Source organism: Mycobacterium sp. IS-1496 (genome assembly GCF_001499995.1).
Classification (GTDB): domain Bacteria; phylum Actinomycetota; class Actinomycetes; order Mycobacteriales; family Mycobacteriaceae; genus Mycobacterium.
Genome location: NZ_LQIU01000001.1, coordinates 222,561 through 240,067, shown reverse-complemented (window position 1 = coordinate 240,067; position 17,507 = coordinate 222,561). Strand labels below are relative to the sequence as shown.

The following is a 17,507-nucleotide window of genomic DNA, read 5'->3' as shown; positions in this document are numbered from 1 at the left end:
TCGTCGTGGTCCTCGCGACCGACCGGCCACCCCTGACGGTATCCGCGTCTGCAATCACCGGCACACCCAACACCACGACGGCGCGACGGGATCCGCAGGTACCCTGCGACCATGAGGTGGGTATGACCGAGTCACCACGTCGTGACGGCGCCGAGCCGACCCAGCCGCTGGGTAACAGCTACCAGGGTCCGACGGACCCCGCATACGCCAACCAGACCCCGTACGGTCCGGCGTATCAGCCTCCCGCCGGACCGAATCCCACGGAGCGGCTGTCGCCGTACTCGCAGTATGGCCAGTACGGCTACGACCCGTACGCGACCGGTCAGTACGGGCCCGGCTATCCGCCCGGCGGCCCCCAGCAACCACCTCCGGAGGGCCCCAAGTCGCCGATGTGGCTGTGGGTGCTGGCGGGCGCGGTGGTCCTGCTCGTCGTCGCGCTCGTGATCGCCCTGGTGATCACCAACAGCTCCCGGCAGCAGACCGTGGTCGCGCCGGCTCCGTCCATGTCGGAACCGACCGCGACCACGTCGCAGCGCCCCACCACCTCGTCGCGCATCCCGACACCGGTGGTTCCGCTGCCGACCTCGGAGCCGTCCCCGACCACGGCGCCGCCGACCACGGGGCGGTCGGAGTCGACCGAGACCGTCACCTACGACGTCGTCGGCGAGGGCCGTGTCATCAACATCACCTACACCGACACCGGTGGGGTCCCGCAGACCGAGTTCAACGTCGCGCTGCCGTGGAGCAAGCAGGTGGAACTGCCGTCGCCGGCGCGCAGTTCTGCGCGCATCAGCATCATCAACGTCGGACGCGACGTCACCTGCTCGGTGACGATCAACGGCGCGCGGGTCGAGCAGAACACCGGGTCAGGGCTGACCTTCTGCGTCGGCATGCGCTAGCGCCGCCGGTCGGGTGTGCGGCGCCCGCACCACGAGCATCGCCGCCAGTCCGGCGGCCAGCACCACGCACAGCCCGGCCATGCCCGCGCGGTCGCTGTCGAACAGATCGATGAACATGAAGAACAGCCACGGCGCGAGGAACGCCACCGCCCGACCGGTCGTGGTGTAGAGGCCGAACGCGACCCCCTCCTTGCCCGCGGCCGACATCCGCAGCATCAACGTACGCGCCGAAGACTGCGTCGGACCGATGAACAGGCACAGCAGCAGGCCGCACACCCAGAACGCCGTCGGGCCGGACAGGCTCAACAGGGTCAGACCCACCGCGATCATCGCGATCAGGGACACCACGATCACCGGTTTGGAGCCGACCCGGTCGTCGATCAGACCACCGATGACCGCACCGATGGCGGCCACCACGCACGCGCTCACGCCGAACAGCAGGACGTCGGCCTCCGAGATGCCGTACACGCTCACCCCGAGCACCGCACCGAAGGCGAACACCCCGGCGAGCCCGTCACGGAACACCGCGCTGGCGAGCAGGTAGTAGACGATGTTGCGGTCCCGGCGCCATTCCCCGACGATCTCCGTCCACAGCCTGCGGTAGGCGGCGAACACCCCGGAGGGCTGATCCGGGTCGACGACGTCGGCGTCGGGCAGATGCGCCGGAACGGTGAGCAGCAGAGGCAGCGCGAAGAGCAGGAACCAGGCGGCGGCCAGCAGCATCGCCGCGCGGATGTTCTGGCCGTCGGAAACCGGGATGTCGAACAGACCACGGGTGTCACCGTCGCCCGAGACGAAGCCTACGTACACCAGCACCAGCAGGAAGACGCTGCCCAGATAGCCTGCCGCCCAACCTAATCCGGAGATCCGCCCCGATCTCTGCGGACCGGCCAGCTGCCGCAGCATCGCGTTGTAGGGCACGCTGGCCAGATCGCCGCACGCCGCGGTGCAGGCCAGCAGCACCAGACCCGCCCACAGGTAGCGGTGGTCGTCGCGGATCAGGCTCATCGACGCGGTGAGCAGGACCGCGGTGCCCGTCAGCACCGTCAGCACCACGCGTCGCCTGCGCGGGGCCTGCACCCACACCCCGGTCACGGGCGCCAGCACCGCCACCACCAGTCCCGCCACGGTCATCGCGCGGCCCAGCCAACTGGTGGCCGAGGTGTCGCCCGGCAGATCCGATCCCACCGCGCTGGTGAGGTACACCGCGAACACGAACGTCGCGACGATCGCGTTCATGCCGGTGTTCCCGCAGTCCCACAGCGCCCACGCGACGATGCGGCCCCGGCCGGCGATCGACGCCGAGGGTGGGTGTTTCGGCGCGGGTTGAGTCACGGTCGCCCACGATATAGACCGCCGACGCGAGGTGACGGCGCACGCGGCCGTCCCGATATAGTCCGCCCATGCCAGTACCCGCACCCCGCCCCGATGCCCGCGCGGTCGTCACCGGCGCGTCCCAGAACATCGGCGAAGCGCTGGCCACGGAGTTGGCCGCCCGTGGGCATCACCTGATCATCACGGCGCGGCGCGAAGACGTGCTGACCGCGCTGGCGGCGCGGCTGACCGAGCGGTACGGGGTGACTGTCGAGGTGCGCCCGGTCGACCTGGCCGATCCGGCGGCCCGCACCGCACTGTGCGACGAACTCGCCACCCGCGAGATCTCCATCCTCTGCGCCAACGCGGGCACCGCCACGTTCGGACCCGTCGCGCGACTCGACCCCGCCGACGAGAAGGCACAGGTCCAGCTCAACGTGCTCGGCGTGCACGATCTGGTCCTCGCCGTGTTGCCGGGGATGGTGTCGCGCCGATCCGGCGGCATCCTCATCTCCGGGTCGGCGGCCGGCAACTCGCCCATCCCGAACAACGCGACCTACGCGGCGACCAAGGCGTTCGTCAACACGTTCAGCGAATCGCTGCGCGGGGAGCTCAAGGGCGCCGGTGTGCACGTCACGCTGCTGGCTCCCGGCCCGGTGCGGGAGACGCTGCCCGACGAACACGAGCAGTCGCTGGTGGAGAAGCTCATCCCCGACTTCCTGTGGATCTCGACCGAGTACACCGCGAAGCTGTCCCTTGACGGCCTGGAGAGCAACAAGATGCGGGTGGTGCCCGGGGTGACGTCGAAGGCCATGTCGGTGGCCAGCGGCTATGCCCCCCGCGCGATCGTCACGCCGATTGTCGGCGCGGTGTACAAGAAGCTCGGCGGCGACTGACCCGGCGCGCCGCGTGCGCCGAAGCGTGCGCGCGTGGCGCCGCGTGCGCCGAAACAGCATTCCCTGTGTCAAGACAGTGCTCTGATAGCCGGGAATGCTGTTTCGCGGCGGTCAGCGACGCCGGCGCCGTCGACCCGTGCCGAAGATGCTGCGGGTGATCTCGCGGCCGATGACGGTGCCCGCCGAGCGCATCGCACTCTTGAACGCCGGGCTGTCCATCACCTTGTCGAAAAGACCCGGCTCCGGGGCCGGCGCAGGCATGGGCGGGACGTCGAATCCAGTGGGCACCGGCGGCAGGTCCGCGGGCGGTGGTGGCGCGGGCGGTGGTGGCGCCAGCCGGGCGGCGAGCCGCTCGTAGGCGGATTCGCGGTCGACGGTCTGGCCGTACTCGGCCTGCAGCGGACTGGCGGCCGCGGCGGCGGCGATCGCCTGGGTGCCGATGGTGTCCATCAGCGACCGCGGGGCGCGCATCCGCGTCCACGCGACCGGCGTCGGAACGCCCTGCTCCGACAGCACCGTGACGATCGCCTCGCCGATGCCCAGCGACGACAGTGCCGACTGCAGGTCGTAGACGTCGGTCTTCGGATACGTGCGCACGGTCTTGCGCAGCGCCTTCTCGTCATCGGGGGTGAACGCGCGCAACGCGTGCTGCACCCGCGCACCGAGTTGCGACAGCACGCCGTTGGGCACATCGGTCGGCAACTGCGTGCAGAAGAACACGCCGACGCCCTTGGAGCGGATCAGCTTGACCGTCTGCTCGACCTGTTCGAGGAACGCCTTCGACGCGTCGGCGAACAGCAGGTGCGCCTCGTCGAAGAAGAACACCAGCTTCGGCTTGTCGAGGTCACCGACCTCCGGCAGCGTCGTGAACAGGTCGGCCAGCACCCACATCAGGAACGTGGAGAACAACACCGGGCGGACGGCCTGGCTGCCCAGTTCGAGCAACGTGACGACACCGCGGCCGTCGCCGTCGAGCCGCAGCAGATCGTCGGTTTCGAACTCCGGCTCGCCGAAGAAGGTGTCGCCGCCCTCGGCCTCGAGATTGACCAGCGCGCGCAAGATCACCCCGGCCGTCGTCGTGGACACCGCGCCGAGCGCCTTGAGCTCGGGTTTTCCGTCCTCGCTGGTGAGGAAGTGGATCACCGACCGCAGATCCTTCAGGTCGAGCAGCGGCAACCCCTTCTGGTCCGCCCAGTGGAAGATCAGGCCGAGCGTCGACTCCTGAGTCTGGTTGAGTCCCAACACCTTCGAGAGCAGGATTGGCCCGAAACTGGAGACGGTGGCGCGCACCGGCACCCCGGCACCGCCGGTGCCGAGCGCCAGGAACTCCACCGGATAGGCCGTCGGGACCCACTCGTCGCCGGTGTCGGCGGCGCGTTCGGAGACCTTCTCACCGGGCTCACCGGGCCGCGCCAGGCCGGACAGATCGCCTTTCACATCGGCCATCAGCACCGGCACCCCGGCAGCCGACAACTGCTCGGCGAGCACCTGCAGTGACTTCGTCTTGCCGGTACCGGTGGCGCCGGCCACCAGCCCGTGCCGGTTCACGGTGGCCAGCGGGATCCGGACCCGGGCGGCCGGATCGGCCGCGCCGTCGACGACGACGGTGCCGAGTTCCAGCGCCTGGCCCGCGGTGGCGTAGCCGGCCGCGATGCCGGCGGCGCGACCGTCAGTCGACTCACTGGTCATGGCGCAGACCCTACTGGGGCACGGGTATCGGCGTGCGCATCCAGCGGGGGCGAATACCCTGATTCGCTGTGCGTGACGAATTGGTGTGGATCGACTGCGAGATGACCGGCCTGGATCTGAGATCGGATCGGCTGATCGAGATCGCGGTGCTGGTCACCGATGCCGACCTCAACATCCTCGGCGAGGGTCTCGACGTGGTGATCCACGCGCCGGACGAGGCGCTCGACGCCATGATCCCGGTGGTGACCGATATGCACAGCCGCTCCGGTCTGACAGAAGAGGTGCGCGCCTCGACCATCGACCTCGCGACAGCCGAGGAGATGGTGCTCGACTACATCCGCGGGCACGTCAAACAGGCCAAGACGGCGCCGCTGGCCGGCAACTCGATCGCCACCGACCGCGGGTTCATCGCCCGTGACATGGCCACCCTCGACGAGTACCTGCACTACCGGATGATCGACGTCAGCTCGATCAAGGAGTTGTGCCGCCGGTGGTATCCGCGGATCTACTTCGGTCAGCCGGAGAAGGGCCTCGCCCACCGCGCGCTGGCCGACATCCACGAGTCGATCCGGGAGCTGAAGTACTACCGGCAGACGGCGTTCGTCGCTCCGCCCGGCCCGTCGACCAGCGATATCGCCGCCATTGCCGCCGAACTCGGCCCGCCCGGCAAGGACGCTCCGGAGACCGATTCGGCCGCAGGGCACACGACCGGTTAAGATCGACGTCGCTGCACGGCCCGACGGCTTGGCGGCGATGGTGGCTGTAGTTCAGTTGGTAGAGCACCAGGTTGTGATCCTGGCTGTCGCGGGTTCGAGTCCCGTCAGCCACCCCAACTCGAAGCATCGCCCCACCTGCGGAGACGCGGGTGGGGCGATGTCTGTTTCGGGGTCCGTGCAACGGACCATGCAACAGCGAACGCTGATCACGTCGTTTCACTACCGCCCATTTGCTCGGGAAGCGAGGCGCGCGTCGGCGCCAGACAGCTCGACGCCGGTCTCCTTGCGATAGCGGTCGGGATGTTGACGACCGCCCGACCTCGGATGTCCTCGAGATTTGTGATGGTCTGGCCGAACTGCCCCTATATCTGACGCTCAACATCTGCGGTGAAGTCGTCGGAGAACGATCCCATCGGGCAGACCTGATGTGGTGATTGTCGAGCTCCGTTAGCCATAGCGCACGACTGCCCGTCGGGCAGTCGGCGCACGTATCCGTATTGCCGCGAAGAAGCCGTCTTATCGCCCTAGTCGTGCTTGGTCGCGCGAGACGCCGCGGCGTTCCGGCGGGAGGCCCGGAGGCGCGGCGCGTAGCTGAAGAAGGCACGGGGCGCAGCGTCGAACATTGTTTGCAGCAGTATGCTCATCGGTGATGTTCGATTGGGTGGCGCCGGAAGTACGAAGGCGGTAGCAGTCCCAGCGCTGGTGGGAATCTGAATCGGCTGCCCAGGCGCACCGTAGACGCCGTCGCGGGTCCCTGCGAACATGTCGTTGATCCATCCGGCGGAAATGGTCTGTATGGCCTCGATGTTCTGTGGAAGCGAGAAGCCAGTGAACAGTTGAGCCGCCTTCTGAATCAAGACGTTCCCGCTTTGCATGGCATCGATGTGCGACCCTCCAACTAGTGAAATTCCCACGAACTGATTGGGTCGCGCCTGGACTAGATTCCTACTGACGTCGCCGAGCTGGTTCCAAAAGTGCAGGGGTTCGGTAATCAGCAGGACCGGTCGGCTGTCCACGCCGGTGAGCTTTTCCATAGCCGTCGGCAGTGCGTTATCAAGCGAAACCGCGTCGAACAGCATAACGCCGGCCAGATCTGGGACCGCTCCGTTGTCCACACAGAAACCGGCGGCCCCTGCAACGAGTCCACCGCCCATGGAATGCCCCGCGAGGAGGAAGCGTCGCGGCAGGGTGACCGAGCTTCCCGCCGCCAAGGTCGCGCTGGCGGTAAGTGCCGGCCGCTCACCTATGAACAGGTCAGCCACCGCGCGTTGCAACGCCATCTCACCCAACCAGGCTGCGTCACTGGCGAAGAGGTTTGACGTCAGCGACGGGGTGACAACAATGCTGTTGGTCTGCTGGGCAAGCACTGCCGCCGTATAGCTGTAGAGCGGGGCGCTGGCGAGGAAACCGTGTTGCAGGTATAGAAGTCGAGTCGGCGATTGCGGTTCACTCGGGAAGTACCAGTTCGCCGGCACGATGTGCCCGGTTCCGACTGGGATTGCCAACATGGATCGGCCAACAGTGACTGTGCTGTCCGGCGGAAGAGTCGGAGGTCCTTCGACAACCCTTATCACGCTGATCATGACGGTGAGGGTGATGTCAGGTGGGTGGGCTCATCGCGCGAAAGCCGATCGCATCGAATCGTGGCGAGCTGAGAGTTGTTACCTATCAATACGTTACCTACTCCTGTGTTGCGCGGTCAGCAACCGTCTCGACGGTGGCAGAAGCATTCCCAGTGGCGTAGGTACCTGTCGAGCAGCCCTACATCTGACGGTCACTCGTCATCACGTCATGGCATCAAGTATTGCGATTACTGAATAACACGATGAACGCGATTGCTTCAAGGCTTGAACGGTCGGCGTCCGATTCGACTCACCTCTTGGCATGAACCGGGAGACTCAGATGGATCCGGCTGCAACGTAACTCAGATGTTGGCGTCGTCACGCCGCCATTAACCGCATGGTAGATGGCGACGGTGTAGATCCGCTTGCTGTGGCGCCGCTGACCATCCCGTCCTTACCGTCAAGGTGAGCGCATCTCGGGTGCAAACTTGTCTTATCGCTATGAGAAATTCGTGGCTCAACTACTCTGCAAGCCACCTGTTCAAAGGGCTTGGTTGCGAGGAAAGTTCCCGGACAGCGCCAGAGCGGGCCTCTCAACTTCCTGCCACGCCGTTGACGTCGCGTGGACCACCACCGAATCTGATGACGTGGCGGTGTGAGCCGCTCCTCCATATAAGGAAGCGTCAAAGACGAGGATATTTGCCGCTCGGCAGAGAGCGATCATCTCCCATGTCAGAAAGCAAGTGGACCGAGGCGGATGTGCCCGACCAAACAGGCCGGGTGGCGATCGTCACGGGCGCAAACACCGGCCTCGGCTTCGATACCGCTCGGGTATTGGCGGAACGCGGAGCCTCTGTGGTGCTCGCAGTTCGCGACACGAAGAAAGGCGACGCTGCCCAGGCCCGAATACTGGATACAGCGCCTCGTGCAAAAGTTACTGTTCAGCCGCTCGACCTGGGATCCTTGCGATCTGTGCGCGCCGCTGCTCAAGCACTGCGTGCCGAATATTCACAGATCGACCTGCTGATAAATAACGCGGGCGTAATGGTTCCTCCGAAACAGGTAACACCGGACGGCTTCGAATTGCAGTTCGGCACCAACTATCTCGGTCATTTCGCCCTCACCGGACTCCTGCTCGATAGTCTCGTTTCCGTCGATGGCTCGCGGATCGTTGTAGTCAGCAGCAACGCCCACAAGCTGGGCGGTGCAATACATTTCGATGATCTCCAATGGGAGCGCCGCTACAACCGCGGGGCCGCCTATGCTCAGTCCAAGCTTGCCAACCTGATGTTCTGCTATGAACTGCAGCGGCGGCTGGCTGCCGCCGATGTCCCAACCATCGCGGTTGCCGCCCATCCCGGATTTACCGACTCCGAGCTGATACGCCACGTCTGGAAGCCGGTCGCGCCCCTCATGAGGTGGTTCGGCCCAATGGTGGGCCAGGACCCCGCTAAGGGCGCGCTGCCCCAGTTGTTGGCGGCCACTGATCCTCAGGTGCGCGGGGGCCAGTACTGGGGACCGGATGGACCTTTTGAACTTCGGGGCTTCCCTACCCTGGTTGAATCCAGTGCTAAGTCTCACGACGAGGCCGTCCAGAAGCGGTTGTGGGGGATAGCTGAAGACCTCACCGGCATCACGTTCCCCGTCTGAGTGCCGATGGGCCAGGAGTTTCATCCCGACTTGCGGCGGATTGCGCGCGTGCTGCCAGGCGAGCCCTACACTCGCCGCACTCTGCCGGTTATACGCGCGCTCACCAGATTACAGACACTGCGTATCTCAAGAGATGTCGAAGTGGCCGCTCTGCCCAGCGGAATCAATGTGCGGCTGCACCGACCTCAGCACACTGACAACGCGGGCGCCGCGCTGCTGTGGATCCACGGTGGCGGATACGTCATCGGGTCGGCAGCGCAGGACGACCGGCTGTGCCGCCGCTTCGCCCACCAGCTAGGGGTGCCCATCGTCGCCGTCGATTACCGCCTCGCGCCTAAACACCCGTACCCGGCGGCCCTGGAGGACTGCTATGAGTCGCTTGCATGGCTGACTCGCTTGCCCGGCATCGACCCCACGCGGGTCGCCATTGGCGGCGCAAGCGCCGGCGGCGGCTTGGCGGCAGCGCTCGCGCTGTTGGCGCGCAACCGCGGCGAATTGGTGCCGCTATTTCAGCTACTGGTTTATCCGATGGTGGATGATCGCTCCAGTGATCGTCCCGGCATCAGAGATCGGCGTTATCGGCTCTGGAGCCCCAACAGCAATCGATTGGGATGGACCGCTTATCTACGCGGAGCCGATCGGCAGATCGCCGTCCCCTCACGGCACACCGACCTCTCGGGCCTACCGCCCGCGTGGATCGGCGTCGGCACCCTCGATCCGCTGCACGATGAAAACGTCGAGTATGCACGCCGCTTGAAAGACGCAGGCGTAGCATGCGATATCGAGATCGTTAGCGGCGCTTTCCACGGATTCGACATGGTCGCACCGACTGCCGGAGTATCACGAGCATTCTTCGACCGCCAGTGCCAGGCGCTACGAAAAGCCCTCTCAGCTGAAGCATAGGGCTGTTTCACCAGCGGAACCTCAGCCCCACTCCAAGCTGCAAGTCGTGATGGTCGACTGATGCGGCAGTCTCATCGACGATCTGGGTGCATAGGTAGCGAGTGGCAGGCTGGCTCTCCGTACGGGCCTGGCACGTCTGATGCTGCGCGGTGTTTCATGTTGCCGGTCGAGTACTTGGATCGCTAAGCAACGGTCACGAATCCCGCGGCACCACAAGCTTTGAGGGCTCCTGGAACCAAGCCTGCCTACCCTCGAACACGACCTCGCGACAGCTGCGCCGGTGATCGGCGCTTTCGCCGACGCCGCTCCGGATTTAGCGACCACGGTCACTGATGGCATCAGCTTGAGTTCCATGCTCGTAGAGCGCCAACAGGAGCTGATCCCGACCTGACTGCGGAGCCGGGTCGGGGGATTAGATTTTCTGCATCTTGACAGGCAGTTCGACGACAACGGGCTGGTTCCTGCCGCAGGCGCCGCTCGCGCTCCTCGTGACGTTGCGGCCGGCCAGGAAGTCAAGGTTCTTGTAGAGGCGTTCATTCCGTGCGGGATTGAATCCCCACAGCGTGAACTTCTGGTGGCCGGGGGCGAATGTCCCGTCGGGACACGGCAGCCAATTCGGGATTTCGTGGTCGACGAACCAGTGATCGTTGAGTCGAATGGTCGCGGTGTAGCCGCGGTCGCTCCTCACTTCGCCGATGCATTCGATTGGGCTGGCGCACTCTGTCGTCACGGTCCAGGTTTCGACGACCGTCGGCTGGTCGAAGAAACTCTCGGCCCGCCCACGCCGAACGGACCCGCGTTTCTCTTCGCCCACTCACCGTCGGACATCAGCCGGTAGGTGCCATTGAGTTCGACGCCGAAATTCGAGCCGTACGCCGGTGTTGCGGTGACTAAGCTTGCCATGAAAACGATTGCCGCGGCGCCTGCGGCTATGTCGACTCCTCGCATACGCGAAGCCTATTTCTCAAGCCGGGCCCATCGATGCGCCGCTGTAAAGATGCGAACCGCTCAGCGCCTGCACGACTTGGAGTTTTTTTCCGACGTGGGTGATACCAGCCACGATGCGTGAGAATTCCGCTGACAAAGTTCTCACCTCGCAAACGGCAATTTTCGGCGATTGGGAACGACCCCGACTGCGTATAGGTCAATGCCTGCTTCACACCGATTCGACGATGCCCAGTGAACACCGGTGAATCACGCCGTCGAGGCTCACCGCCTTGCCGCCTACCTGTCGATAGATGGTTGCAGGTGAGCAATGCACTTTCGCAGCCAACGCTTCGATCGTGAACCCCGCGAAGCCCTTCTTCGGGATTGAATCGGCTGCAGCAGTGTAGATTCGATCGGTCGCTGCGCTTCGGCGATCGCAGATCAACCAGTCGTCACGCCCCATTGCTCCTCATCCTTCCCGCGCTGCGGCGCTTCCGGTCCTAGCACGATGGGAATTTCTTGCTCCATCTTCTCAAATCTCACCGCCGAGTCTGGACCACTGAATGTCTGCGCGATCCCCCAAAGGCAACGACCGACCGTTCGCGGCTGATGCCGTCATGAGACCCAACCGCGGTCCGCTAATATTCACGATCCCAACAAGTTCGACCAGTAGTTCGCGGCGCGCCTTGCTCGCCATCCGGTCGAGCTCTAATCAAAACGCCCGCACACAGTCGCCGACCTTAACGCTGCGCAGCTTCCCGATTCGCACGATGTGAGACTGCACTTAGACACCTGCCGGAAACAGCTGCTGGGAGGTTCGTGGTGAGAAGGACCGGCGGCTAGCGAGATCGTGTCGACTGTCATCTTTGACGCGCGTTCTTGACGCCTACGTTGAGCTCGGTCAGCCTGATGCGATGACGGTGCTCGATAATCCCACGCTATTTTTCGGCGCCGATGCCATGCAGGATCCCTACCCGACGTATGCCCGGATGAGGCAGGAGTGTTTCGTCCACCGCATTGCGGTTCGGGATGACATCCTCAATGCCATCGACTTCATGCAATGCCAAGCACCCCTACCCGCTTTTGCAGGTTAGCGGCGTCGTAGGTCTATCCACACCCGATTAGCCTCGGAGAACCTTGAAAGGCGGCGCGCCCAGGATACCGATCACCAATCGATGTTCATCTAAGCGCTAGCGTTAGAGACCCTGGGCGGTGTCGACCATCGTGGCGAGGTCGGTGAACATGACCCGCGGACGTCCGGAGGCTTGGCCGCGGCGGCGTTCGGCTTGGTCAATGGCATGCCAACCGGCGTCCGAGATCAGATCGGGCTGGCGTGCCGAGAGCAGTCTGAGCAGAGAACTCCGATCACCTTGGGGACGGGCGAGCCTGCCGGACATGAAGTCCGCCATGACGCTGTTGACGGTTTCGTGGGCACAGTGCTTGTTGGTGCCGATCGTGCCATTGGCCCCACGCTTGATCCATCCGGCGACGTAGACGCCGGGGAGCGGCTGCCCGTCGTCGGCAATCACCCGGCCGCGGTCGTTGGGGATAATTCCGCGCCGTTCATCGAACGGCAGGCCGGGCAGTGCCCGGCCACGGAAGCCCACTGAGCGCAGCACCAATGATGCCTCGATTTCCTCGGTTCGGTCGGTCGCGACGGCCTTGATCGCGCCGTCAATGTCCACGAGCTCGTTGGCGGTGATCCGCAGTCCCTCAACGTGATCGGCACCAAGGACCTCGACAGGGGACACACAATAGCGGAAGACGACGCGCTTGTTGTGCAGACCTACTTGCCGCTGTGCGAATTCTTCGGCGAGCTTGACTTTGAAGGCCAGCGCGGGTTCCAGCGAAGGGTCCTGTAGCCGGGCTCTGCTGGCGGGGTCCAGGTCGAGCTCGCGCTCGTCGAGCACGACATCCACGCCCGGCAGGTGATGGAAAGCCAAGAACTCCGACGATGAGTAGGCCGCCTGCAGCGGCCCGCGCCGGCCGAGTAGCACGACCTCGCGAATGTTGCTGTGCCGCAGGGTGTCCAGCGCATAGTCGGCGATGTCGGTTTTCTGCAATTCGTCGGTGTCGAGGAGCAGTATTCGCGCCACGTCCAACGCGACGTTGCCATTTCCGACCACCACCGCCCGCTGCCCAGACAGATCGAATGTCATGTCGGCGTAGTCGGGATGGCCGTTGTACCAGGCGACGAAATCGGATGCGGGATGGCTTCCGGGCAGATCCTCGCCGGGTATGTCGAGCCGGCGCTCCTCGAATGCGCCGACGGCGTAGATGACGGCGTGGTGGTGGCGCATCAGCTCTTCATGAGTGATGTGCTTGCCGACTTCGACGTTGAGGTGCAAACCCACAGCGTCTGTGACGAACCTCGCCCCGAAGGTGAGGCCTACATCCTTGGTCTCGGAGTGATCCGGCGCCACGCCGCCACGAATGAGCCCGTATGGCGTGGGCAGCCTGTCCAGCAACTCGGTCTCAACGTCGGCACGGGCCAACAGCTCGTCGGCCGCATAGCATGCGGCCGGGCCGGCGCCGACGATCGCTACCCGCAGGGTCCCCAGTTCCTTGGGGGGACGTGAGGGCATCTCGTCTAAACGTCGAGGATCTGCGTGCAGAGGGTGCCGCTCGAAATAGGCGGCGTTGATGTCTTTGTATCGCTTCAACGGTTCAGTCAGATCGACCTCGTAGCGGATCGCGCTTGTCGGGCAGACAGGCACGCATGCGCCGCAGTCGACGCAGGCTTCCGGATCGATGTGCAGCATCTCGGTCGTGCTGAATTCAGGGTCATCCGGCGAAGGGCGGATGCAGTCGACCGGGCACACCGACACGCAGCTGGCATCGTTGCAGCATCTCTGGGTGATCACGAAAGCCAAAGCGGAGAACCCGATCTCGGGCAAGCAAATGCCTGCAGGTCTGTTTGCCTACCGCGTCGCCTCGGTCGAGTCGTCACGGCATAGCTGCCCACCGCGACCATCGACGGCCGCCACCGACCGCCGACGCCAGCCTCGCGCGAACACTGCGCTGTCATCACCAGATCAGCTTGGTGAACACTCGATGACATCGTCAACGAGGCGCCACGAGGTTGAAAGAGGGTTCGACTCGGTCAGCCACCTGCCCGACAGCTCATACCGGCTGCACCTGCACAGATGGGTGAGAAATCCCCAGCGTTTCTCTTATGCTGCGAAAGCAAGTTCAGGACTGGCAGACGCAGCTGGACCCACCGAGTGCGCGAATGCGGAGCACCCCCGATTGCGGCTGCTTGCGCTAGCTAAACGATGGGCCAACGAAGCGGCTCACAAGCGCGTGTTCAATTTCGCGGTCCTCGGCTGGCCAGTACCACAGCGCCAGGGTTACCCGCAGCAACCACTGCGCAGCCAACGGGTCGTCGTAACCGATCACTTCCTGGGCCAGACGGGCCACGCCCGGCGAGGCTGTCAACCATTCGCCTTCGTGGGTCGGCCGGATCGAACCCATCATCAGGTCACCGAGCGGCTCGGCGCGGATGTGCTCTAGAGCAACCATAATCGCCGTTACTACACGCTCAGTGCCTTGTAAACCGTTGATCGCCTCACGCACTAATCCAACGATTCGTGAGGAGGTGCGCATGGTCACGGCTTCACGGATTGCCGCCTTGCCACCCGCGTGACGATAGATCGTTGCCGGTGAACAATGCACTTTGGCGGCCAGTGCCTCAATCGTGAACGCCTCGAATCCTTTGCGCGAGACCAGCTCTGCGGCCGCGTTGTAGATCCGGTCGGCGGCTTCGCTCCCTCGGTCGCGGCCGACCAACCAATCCTCACGTGTCATGAAACCTTGTCCCCGTCCAGCCGACAGATGAATTCGCGATCGCGCGTTGAGATTTATCTTGAGTGGTTCAACCGGCTCACACACCTGAGGTGAGAGATCATCACACTACCCCGCCAGTGGGTGTCGCAACCTCGACCCGCGCACTTGACGGGCGCGATGTTCACAGAAGCCCAGGGTGGGCATACAGCCCGACACCCACCGGCAAGTGCGCGGCCCGGGGATCCCGGCCTGCAGAACTAGCTTGAGCACATCCAGCCGTTCTTCAAGCGACTAGGCCAAAACGGCTTTATCGTTGTGAGAATTCTGAACGGGCTCCTATAAGAGAATGCGCTAGTCAGGTGCTGCCGATGCGAAACGCTTCCTGATTCGCATCCGAATGGGCCTTTCAACTTCGTGTCGCACCGTTGACGATACGGGCGCCAGCGCCGAACCTGAGGGCATCACGGGTGGAGCGCCATCACTTCCGGTCGGTATGCGCCCGCCCGTCCTGCCCCCGCGCATCGGCGAGCTTGAGGAGAAACTTGCTCTGGCGCACAACGCTTTTCACCACGAATCGCAGGTACCGCCTCGCGGGCCCGAGATTTGCGTTCTTTACTAAGGGACGGAAGGTGCAAGGGTCATGGCGGTGAACAGCCCGCGCGGCATCGTTACATTACTCAAACCGCTAGGCAGCGCCGTCCAAATGAACCTCACCGGGGCGATCCGCACGCACCGGCGGGGCTATCGCGGTTGGACTGGCGCGGTCAACACCGACTACGACCCCCTGGACCCCGCTACTGCCGCTCAACCGCACGAAGCCTACCGAGCGCTGCACCTCAGCGGGCGCGTGCACTACAACCCCAAACGCGCCACCTGGATCCTTAGCCGACTCAACGACATCCGCGCCGCATTACGCGACACGGATCAGGTCACCAGCGCCCGGGGTGTAACGCGAGTCAGGATGGCGGCCGACCTCTTGGTGCTCACCGACGGCGACCAGCACGCCCGACTACGTAAGCAGGTCCAGCCCGGCTTCACCCGCGGCGCGCTGGAAAACTGGCAGGAAATAACGGACAACCTTGCAGCCGAACTGGTATCCAAGGTGATCAAAGAGCCCGGTTGCGACGTGGTAGAACGGCTTGCGATACCGATGCCGATGCGCCTCATCGCCGCGATCCTGGGGGTACCAGACAACGACGTCGCCGACTTCAGACGATGGTCAGAGAACAGTGTCCGAATCATCAATTTCTCACCGACACCCAAAGGTGTTGTCGATACCGCGAACTCAATGCGCGCAGTCCTCGCACTACGACGCTATTTCCTGCGTCACCTCGCCTCCGGTGAGCTCAAAGATTCGGACACCATGCTTGGGCGGCTCCTGGAACACAACACCGAAGGCGACCTGAGCGACGATCAGTTGTTCTACGTGGCCCTGCTACTGCTCATCGCCGGCAATGAGACGACTACCAATCTGCTCGGTGGGCTATTCGAAACGTTGGCCCACCACCCCGACCAGTACGATCTAATCCGCGCCAATCCCGATCTCATTCCCATCGCCGTCGAGGAACAGTTGCGGATCTCCAGCCCTATCCAAAACCTCTACCGCTATACGCGCGAGGACTACCAGGTCGGCGAGGTAACCATTCCCGCCGACGCTCGCGTGCTCCTGTCTTTCGGTGCGGCCAACCGCGATCCACTCGTGTTCGAGAATCCTGATGAATTCCGCGCAGACCGTAACCCGCGCATGCATATCGCCTTCGGCTATGGCGCGCACATGTGCGTCGGAGCTCCTCTGGCACGCATGGAGGCGCAAGCAGTGCTGCGTGAACTTGTCGACCGCGTCACCCGTATCACCACCGTCGGCCCGACAACGTGGTCGACCAACAGCTCGCTGCGTGGGCCGACGCATTTGCCCGTCAAGTTGCACTGCAGCTGAGTCCGGTCCATACCTGCGGTGCAATGTTTTCAGCTGACCGTCAGCTGCAACGCGTTACAGGCGTGGTCTTCGCGGCCCGCGCGGCGCCGCGCGTTAACGTCGCGTTGGCATCGGCATAGCGAGGCGGGGCGACCGACGCTGTCGAGGTGAGGTTTGGCATGGGTCAAACTAAGCGACACCGTCGAAGTGGTCGTCCCATGGTAGGTCAAGACACTCGAGGCGTCGTGCGCCCGGGATGAACAGCCAACTCCCAGACACGACGGCACGGTGACCGTTGTGACGGGTCAACCGTACGACCGTGCCAACGGCCGGAGGTTGTCAACCCACTATGCAGTCGGCCCGGTACTCGCCCAGTTCATCGCCCTCACTCAGTCGGCGGCCATTTTCCTACCGCTCAGCCCCGGGGTGCTCGCGCGCCTCGTCGTCATGTGGTTGTTGTCCGGTGCGGCTGCCCCTCGGGGTGATCGCGGTAACCGTTATCACTCAGCCCCGCGGCTCGATCATTGAAAAACCGCGCCGGTTGGTATTCCGGTGCGGGTGGTCCGCTTGCGGCGGTGTTCTTGGAATTACCGATCATGATTCTAATTTCCCGATCGATATCGGATCCGTCAAAGGCTAAACCGGTGTCTGAACGTATTTTGATCCCGTCCACCAACGGGAGTTCGAGTCCCGTCAGCCACCCCAAATTGAAGCATCGCCCCACCTGCGGAGACGCGGGTGGGGCGATGTTTGTTTCCGAGCTGGCCCTGGCGGCCGGCTTCGGACCTACAGCGCTGAGCTCACTGCCCGGGCGCCATGCCACCCGGCATCATTCCGCCCGGCCCCGTTCCACCGGCCATCATGTCGTGCTGCATGGGTAGCCCGCACCGTGTGCTGAGATCCGTCACTGGCTGATGGATCGCCTGGTGCGCGGCGGCCACGTCCGGGTGGGTGTCCATGAAGGTCCTGATCGCCGCCCGCCGCTCCTCGGGAGTTGCCTTGCTCCTCGCATCCCGGAAGGCCTGCTGGACGTCGGGACGTGCGTCGAGGTAGTCGGCCATCTGGGTCATTGCCGCGGCGTGCGCGCGCATCACCGCTGCGGGACTGCACGAGTCAGGTGGCGGCTGCGCACCCGCAGCGCCGGCAGCTGCTAGAGCGACCAATCCGGCCCCGGCTGCGCTCACCACCGACCGGAGAAAATATCGGTCACCACACGTACTCACTGTCATCTTTCCTCCCGAGGAATCGCG

General features: G+C 64.2%; 14 protein-coding genes, 1 tRNA gene and 1 pseudogene. 8 read left to right on the top strand and 8 right to left on the bottom strand.

The window, feature by feature from the left end; translation table 11 throughout:
* The first annotated feature begins 122 nt into the window (after window positions 1–122).
* Window positions 123–899, top strand: a complete 777-nt coding sequence (locus AU195_RS01140) for an MmpS family transport accessory protein (protein WP_059157201.1) — start codon at window positions 123–125, stop codon at window positions 897–899.
* Here the strand turns inward: AU195_RS01140 and AU195_RS01135 are convergent.
* Window positions 867–2,234: an MFS transporter gene (locus AU195_RS01135; protein ID WP_059157200.1), complete on the bottom strand. Its 1,368-nt coding sequence runs from the start codon at window positions 2,232–2,234 to the stop codon at window positions 867–869. The two genes, AU195_RS01140 and AU195_RS01135, sit on opposite strands and share 33 nt — an antisense overlap.
* A gap of 68 nt (window positions 2,235–2,302) precedes the next feature.
* On the opposite strand from AU195_RS01135, the gene cmrA reads away from it, so the two are divergent.
* Window positions 2,303–3,109, top strand: a complete 807-nt coding sequence (cmrA, locus tag AU195_RS01130; RefSeq protein WP_059157199.1) for a mycolate reductase — start codon at window positions 2,303–2,305, stop codon at window positions 3,107–3,109.
* A gap of 111 nt (window positions 3,110–3,220) precedes the next feature.
* Here cmrA and AU195_RS01125 read toward each other — a convergent pair whose 3' ends face one another.
* Window positions 3,221–4,798 carry a helicase HerA-like domain-containing protein gene (locus AU195_RS01125; RefSeq protein ID WP_059157198.1) on the bottom strand — a complete coding sequence of 526 codons (1,578 nt, stop codon included), beginning with the start codon at window positions 4,796–4,798 and terminating at the stop codon, window positions 3,221–3,223.
* A gap of 68 nt (window positions 4,799–4,866) precedes the next feature.
* Here AU195_RS01125 and orn point away from each other — a divergent pair, with 68 nt between their 5' ends.
* Together orn and AU195_RS01115 are read left to right on the top strand one after the other, a co-directional pair.
* Window positions 4,867–5,514: an oligoribonuclease gene (gene orn / locus AU195_RS01120; RefSeq protein WP_059157197.1), complete on the top strand. Its 648-nt coding sequence runs from the start codon at window positions 4,867–4,869 to the stop codon at window positions 5,512–5,514.
* Between the two features lie 40 nt (window positions 5,515–5,554).
* A tRNA-His gene (locus tag AU195_RS01115) sits at window positions 5,555–5,630 on the top strand.
* A gap of 408 nt (window positions 5,631–6,038) precedes the next feature.
* Here the strand turns inward: AU195_RS01115 and AU195_RS01110 are convergent.
* Window positions 6,039–6,989, bottom strand: a complete 951-nt coding sequence (locus AU195_RS01110) for a hypothetical protein (RefSeq protein ID WP_172800434.1) — start codon at window positions 6,987–6,989, stop codon at window positions 6,039–6,041.
* A gap of 816 nt (window positions 6,990–7,805) precedes the next feature.
* On the opposite strand from AU195_RS01110, the gene AU195_RS01105 reads away from it, so the two are divergent.
* Window positions 7,806–8,726 carry an SDR family NAD(P)-dependent oxidoreductase gene (locus tag AU195_RS01105; RefSeq protein WP_059157195.1) on the top strand — a complete coding sequence of 307 codons (921 nt, stop codon included), beginning with the start codon at window positions 7,806–7,808 and terminating at the stop codon, window positions 8,724–8,726.
* A 6-nt stretch (window positions 8,727–8,732) separates the two neighbouring features.
* Complete coding sequence (locus tag AU195_RS01100) at window positions 8,733–9,629, top strand: alpha/beta hydrolase (protein ID WP_059157362.1); 897 nt, start codon at window positions 8,733–8,735, stop codon at window positions 9,627–9,629.
* A gap of 412 nt (window positions 9,630–10,041) precedes the next feature.
* On the opposite strand, the gene AU195_RS01095 is transcribed toward AU195_RS01100, so the two are convergent.
* Both AU195_RS01095 and AU195_RS24990 read right to left on the bottom strand, forming a co-directional pair.
* Window positions 10,042–10,443, bottom strand: coding sequence for an Rv2253/PknI dimerization domain-containing protein (locus AU195_RS01095; protein ID WP_286149078.1), 402 nt, complete (start codon window positions 10,441–10,443; stop codon window positions 10,042–10,044).
* Window positions 10,444–10,791: 348 nt separating this feature from the next.
* Window positions 10,792–11,019: pseudogene (locus AU195_RS24990) on the bottom strand (TetR/AcrR family transcriptional regulator); the annotation flags it as partial.
* A 451-nt stretch (window positions 11,020–11,470) separates the two neighbouring features.
* On the opposite strand from AU195_RS24990, the gene AU195_RS01090 reads away from it, so the two are divergent.
* Window positions 11,471–11,650 carry a hypothetical protein gene (locus AU195_RS01090; RefSeq protein WP_157530978.1) on the top strand — a complete coding sequence of 60 codons (180 nt, stop codon included), beginning with the start codon at window positions 11,471–11,473 and terminating at the stop codon, window positions 11,648–11,650.
* 102 nt (window positions 11,651–11,752) lie between these two features.
* Here the strand turns inward: AU195_RS01090 and AU195_RS01085 are convergent, their stop codons facing one another.
* On the bottom strand, window positions 11,753–13,429 hold the full coding sequence (locus AU195_RS01085) for an FAD-dependent oxidoreductase (protein WP_059157361.1): 1,677 nt from the start codon (window positions 13,427–13,429) through the stop codon (window positions 11,753–11,755).
* Window positions 13,430–13,820: 391 nt separating this feature from the next.
* On the bottom strand, window positions 13,821–14,363 hold the full coding sequence (locus tag AU195_RS01080; protein ID WP_059157193.1) for a TetR/AcrR family transcriptional regulator: 543 nt from the start codon (window positions 14,361–14,363) through the stop codon (window positions 13,821–13,823).
* A gap of 619 nt (window positions 14,364–14,982) precedes the next feature.
* Between AU195_RS01080 and AU195_RS01075 the strand changes: the two genes are divergently transcribed.
* Window positions 14,983–16,278: a cytochrome P450 gene (locus AU195_RS01075; protein ID WP_059157192.1), complete on the top strand. Its 1,296-nt coding sequence runs from the start codon at window positions 14,983–14,985 to the stop codon at window positions 16,276–16,278.
* 779 nt (window positions 16,279–17,057) lie between these two features.
* Here the strand turns inward: AU195_RS01075 and AU195_RS01070 are convergent.
* The gene (locus AU195_RS01070; protein ID WP_059157191.1) at window positions 17,058–17,486 is read right to left on the bottom strand and encodes a hemophore-related protein; all 429 of its coding nucleotides are present in this window, start codon (window positions 17,484–17,486) and stop codon (window positions 17,058–17,060) included.
* Window positions 17,487–17,507: the final 21 nt, after the last annotated feature.

Excerpts from the sequence above, each read along its gene's own strand:
- AU195_RS01140 (WP_059157201.1), top strand. The coding sequence starts at position 123 with ATGACCGAGTCACCACGTCGTGACGGCGCCGAGCCGACCCAGCCGCTG.
- cmrA (WP_059157199.1), top strand. The coding sequence starts at position 2,303 with ATGCCAGTACCCGCACCCCGCCCCGATGCCCGCGCGGTCGTCACCGGC.
- AU195_RS01125 (WP_059157198.1), bottom strand. The coding sequence starts at position 4,798 with ATGACCAGTGAGTCGACTGACGGTCGCGCCGCCGGCATCGCGGCCGGC.
- AU195_RS01105 (WP_059157195.1), top strand. The coding sequence starts at position 7,806 with ATGTCAGAAAGCAAGTGGACCGAGGCGGATGTGCCCGACCAAACAGGC.
- AU195_RS01100 (WP_059157362.1), top strand. The coding sequence starts at position 8,733 with ATGGGCCAGGAGTTTCATCCCGACTTGCGGCGGATTGCGCGCGTGCTG.
- AU195_RS01090 (WP_157530978.1), top strand. The coding sequence starts at position 11,471 with ATGACGGTGCTCGATAATCCCACGCTATTTTTCGGCGCCGATGCCATG.
- AU195_RS01080 (WP_059157193.1), bottom strand. The coding sequence starts at position 14,363 with ATGACACGTGAGGATTGGTTGGTCGGCCGCGACCGAGGGAGCGAAGCC.
- AU195_RS01075 (WP_059157192.1), top strand. The coding sequence starts at position 14,983 with ATGGCGGTGAACAGCCCGCGCGGCATCGTTACATTACTCAAACCGCTA.
- AU195_RS01070 (WP_059157191.1), bottom strand. The coding sequence starts at position 17,486 with ATGACAGTGAGTACGTGTGGTGACCGATATTTTCTCCGGTCGGTGGTG.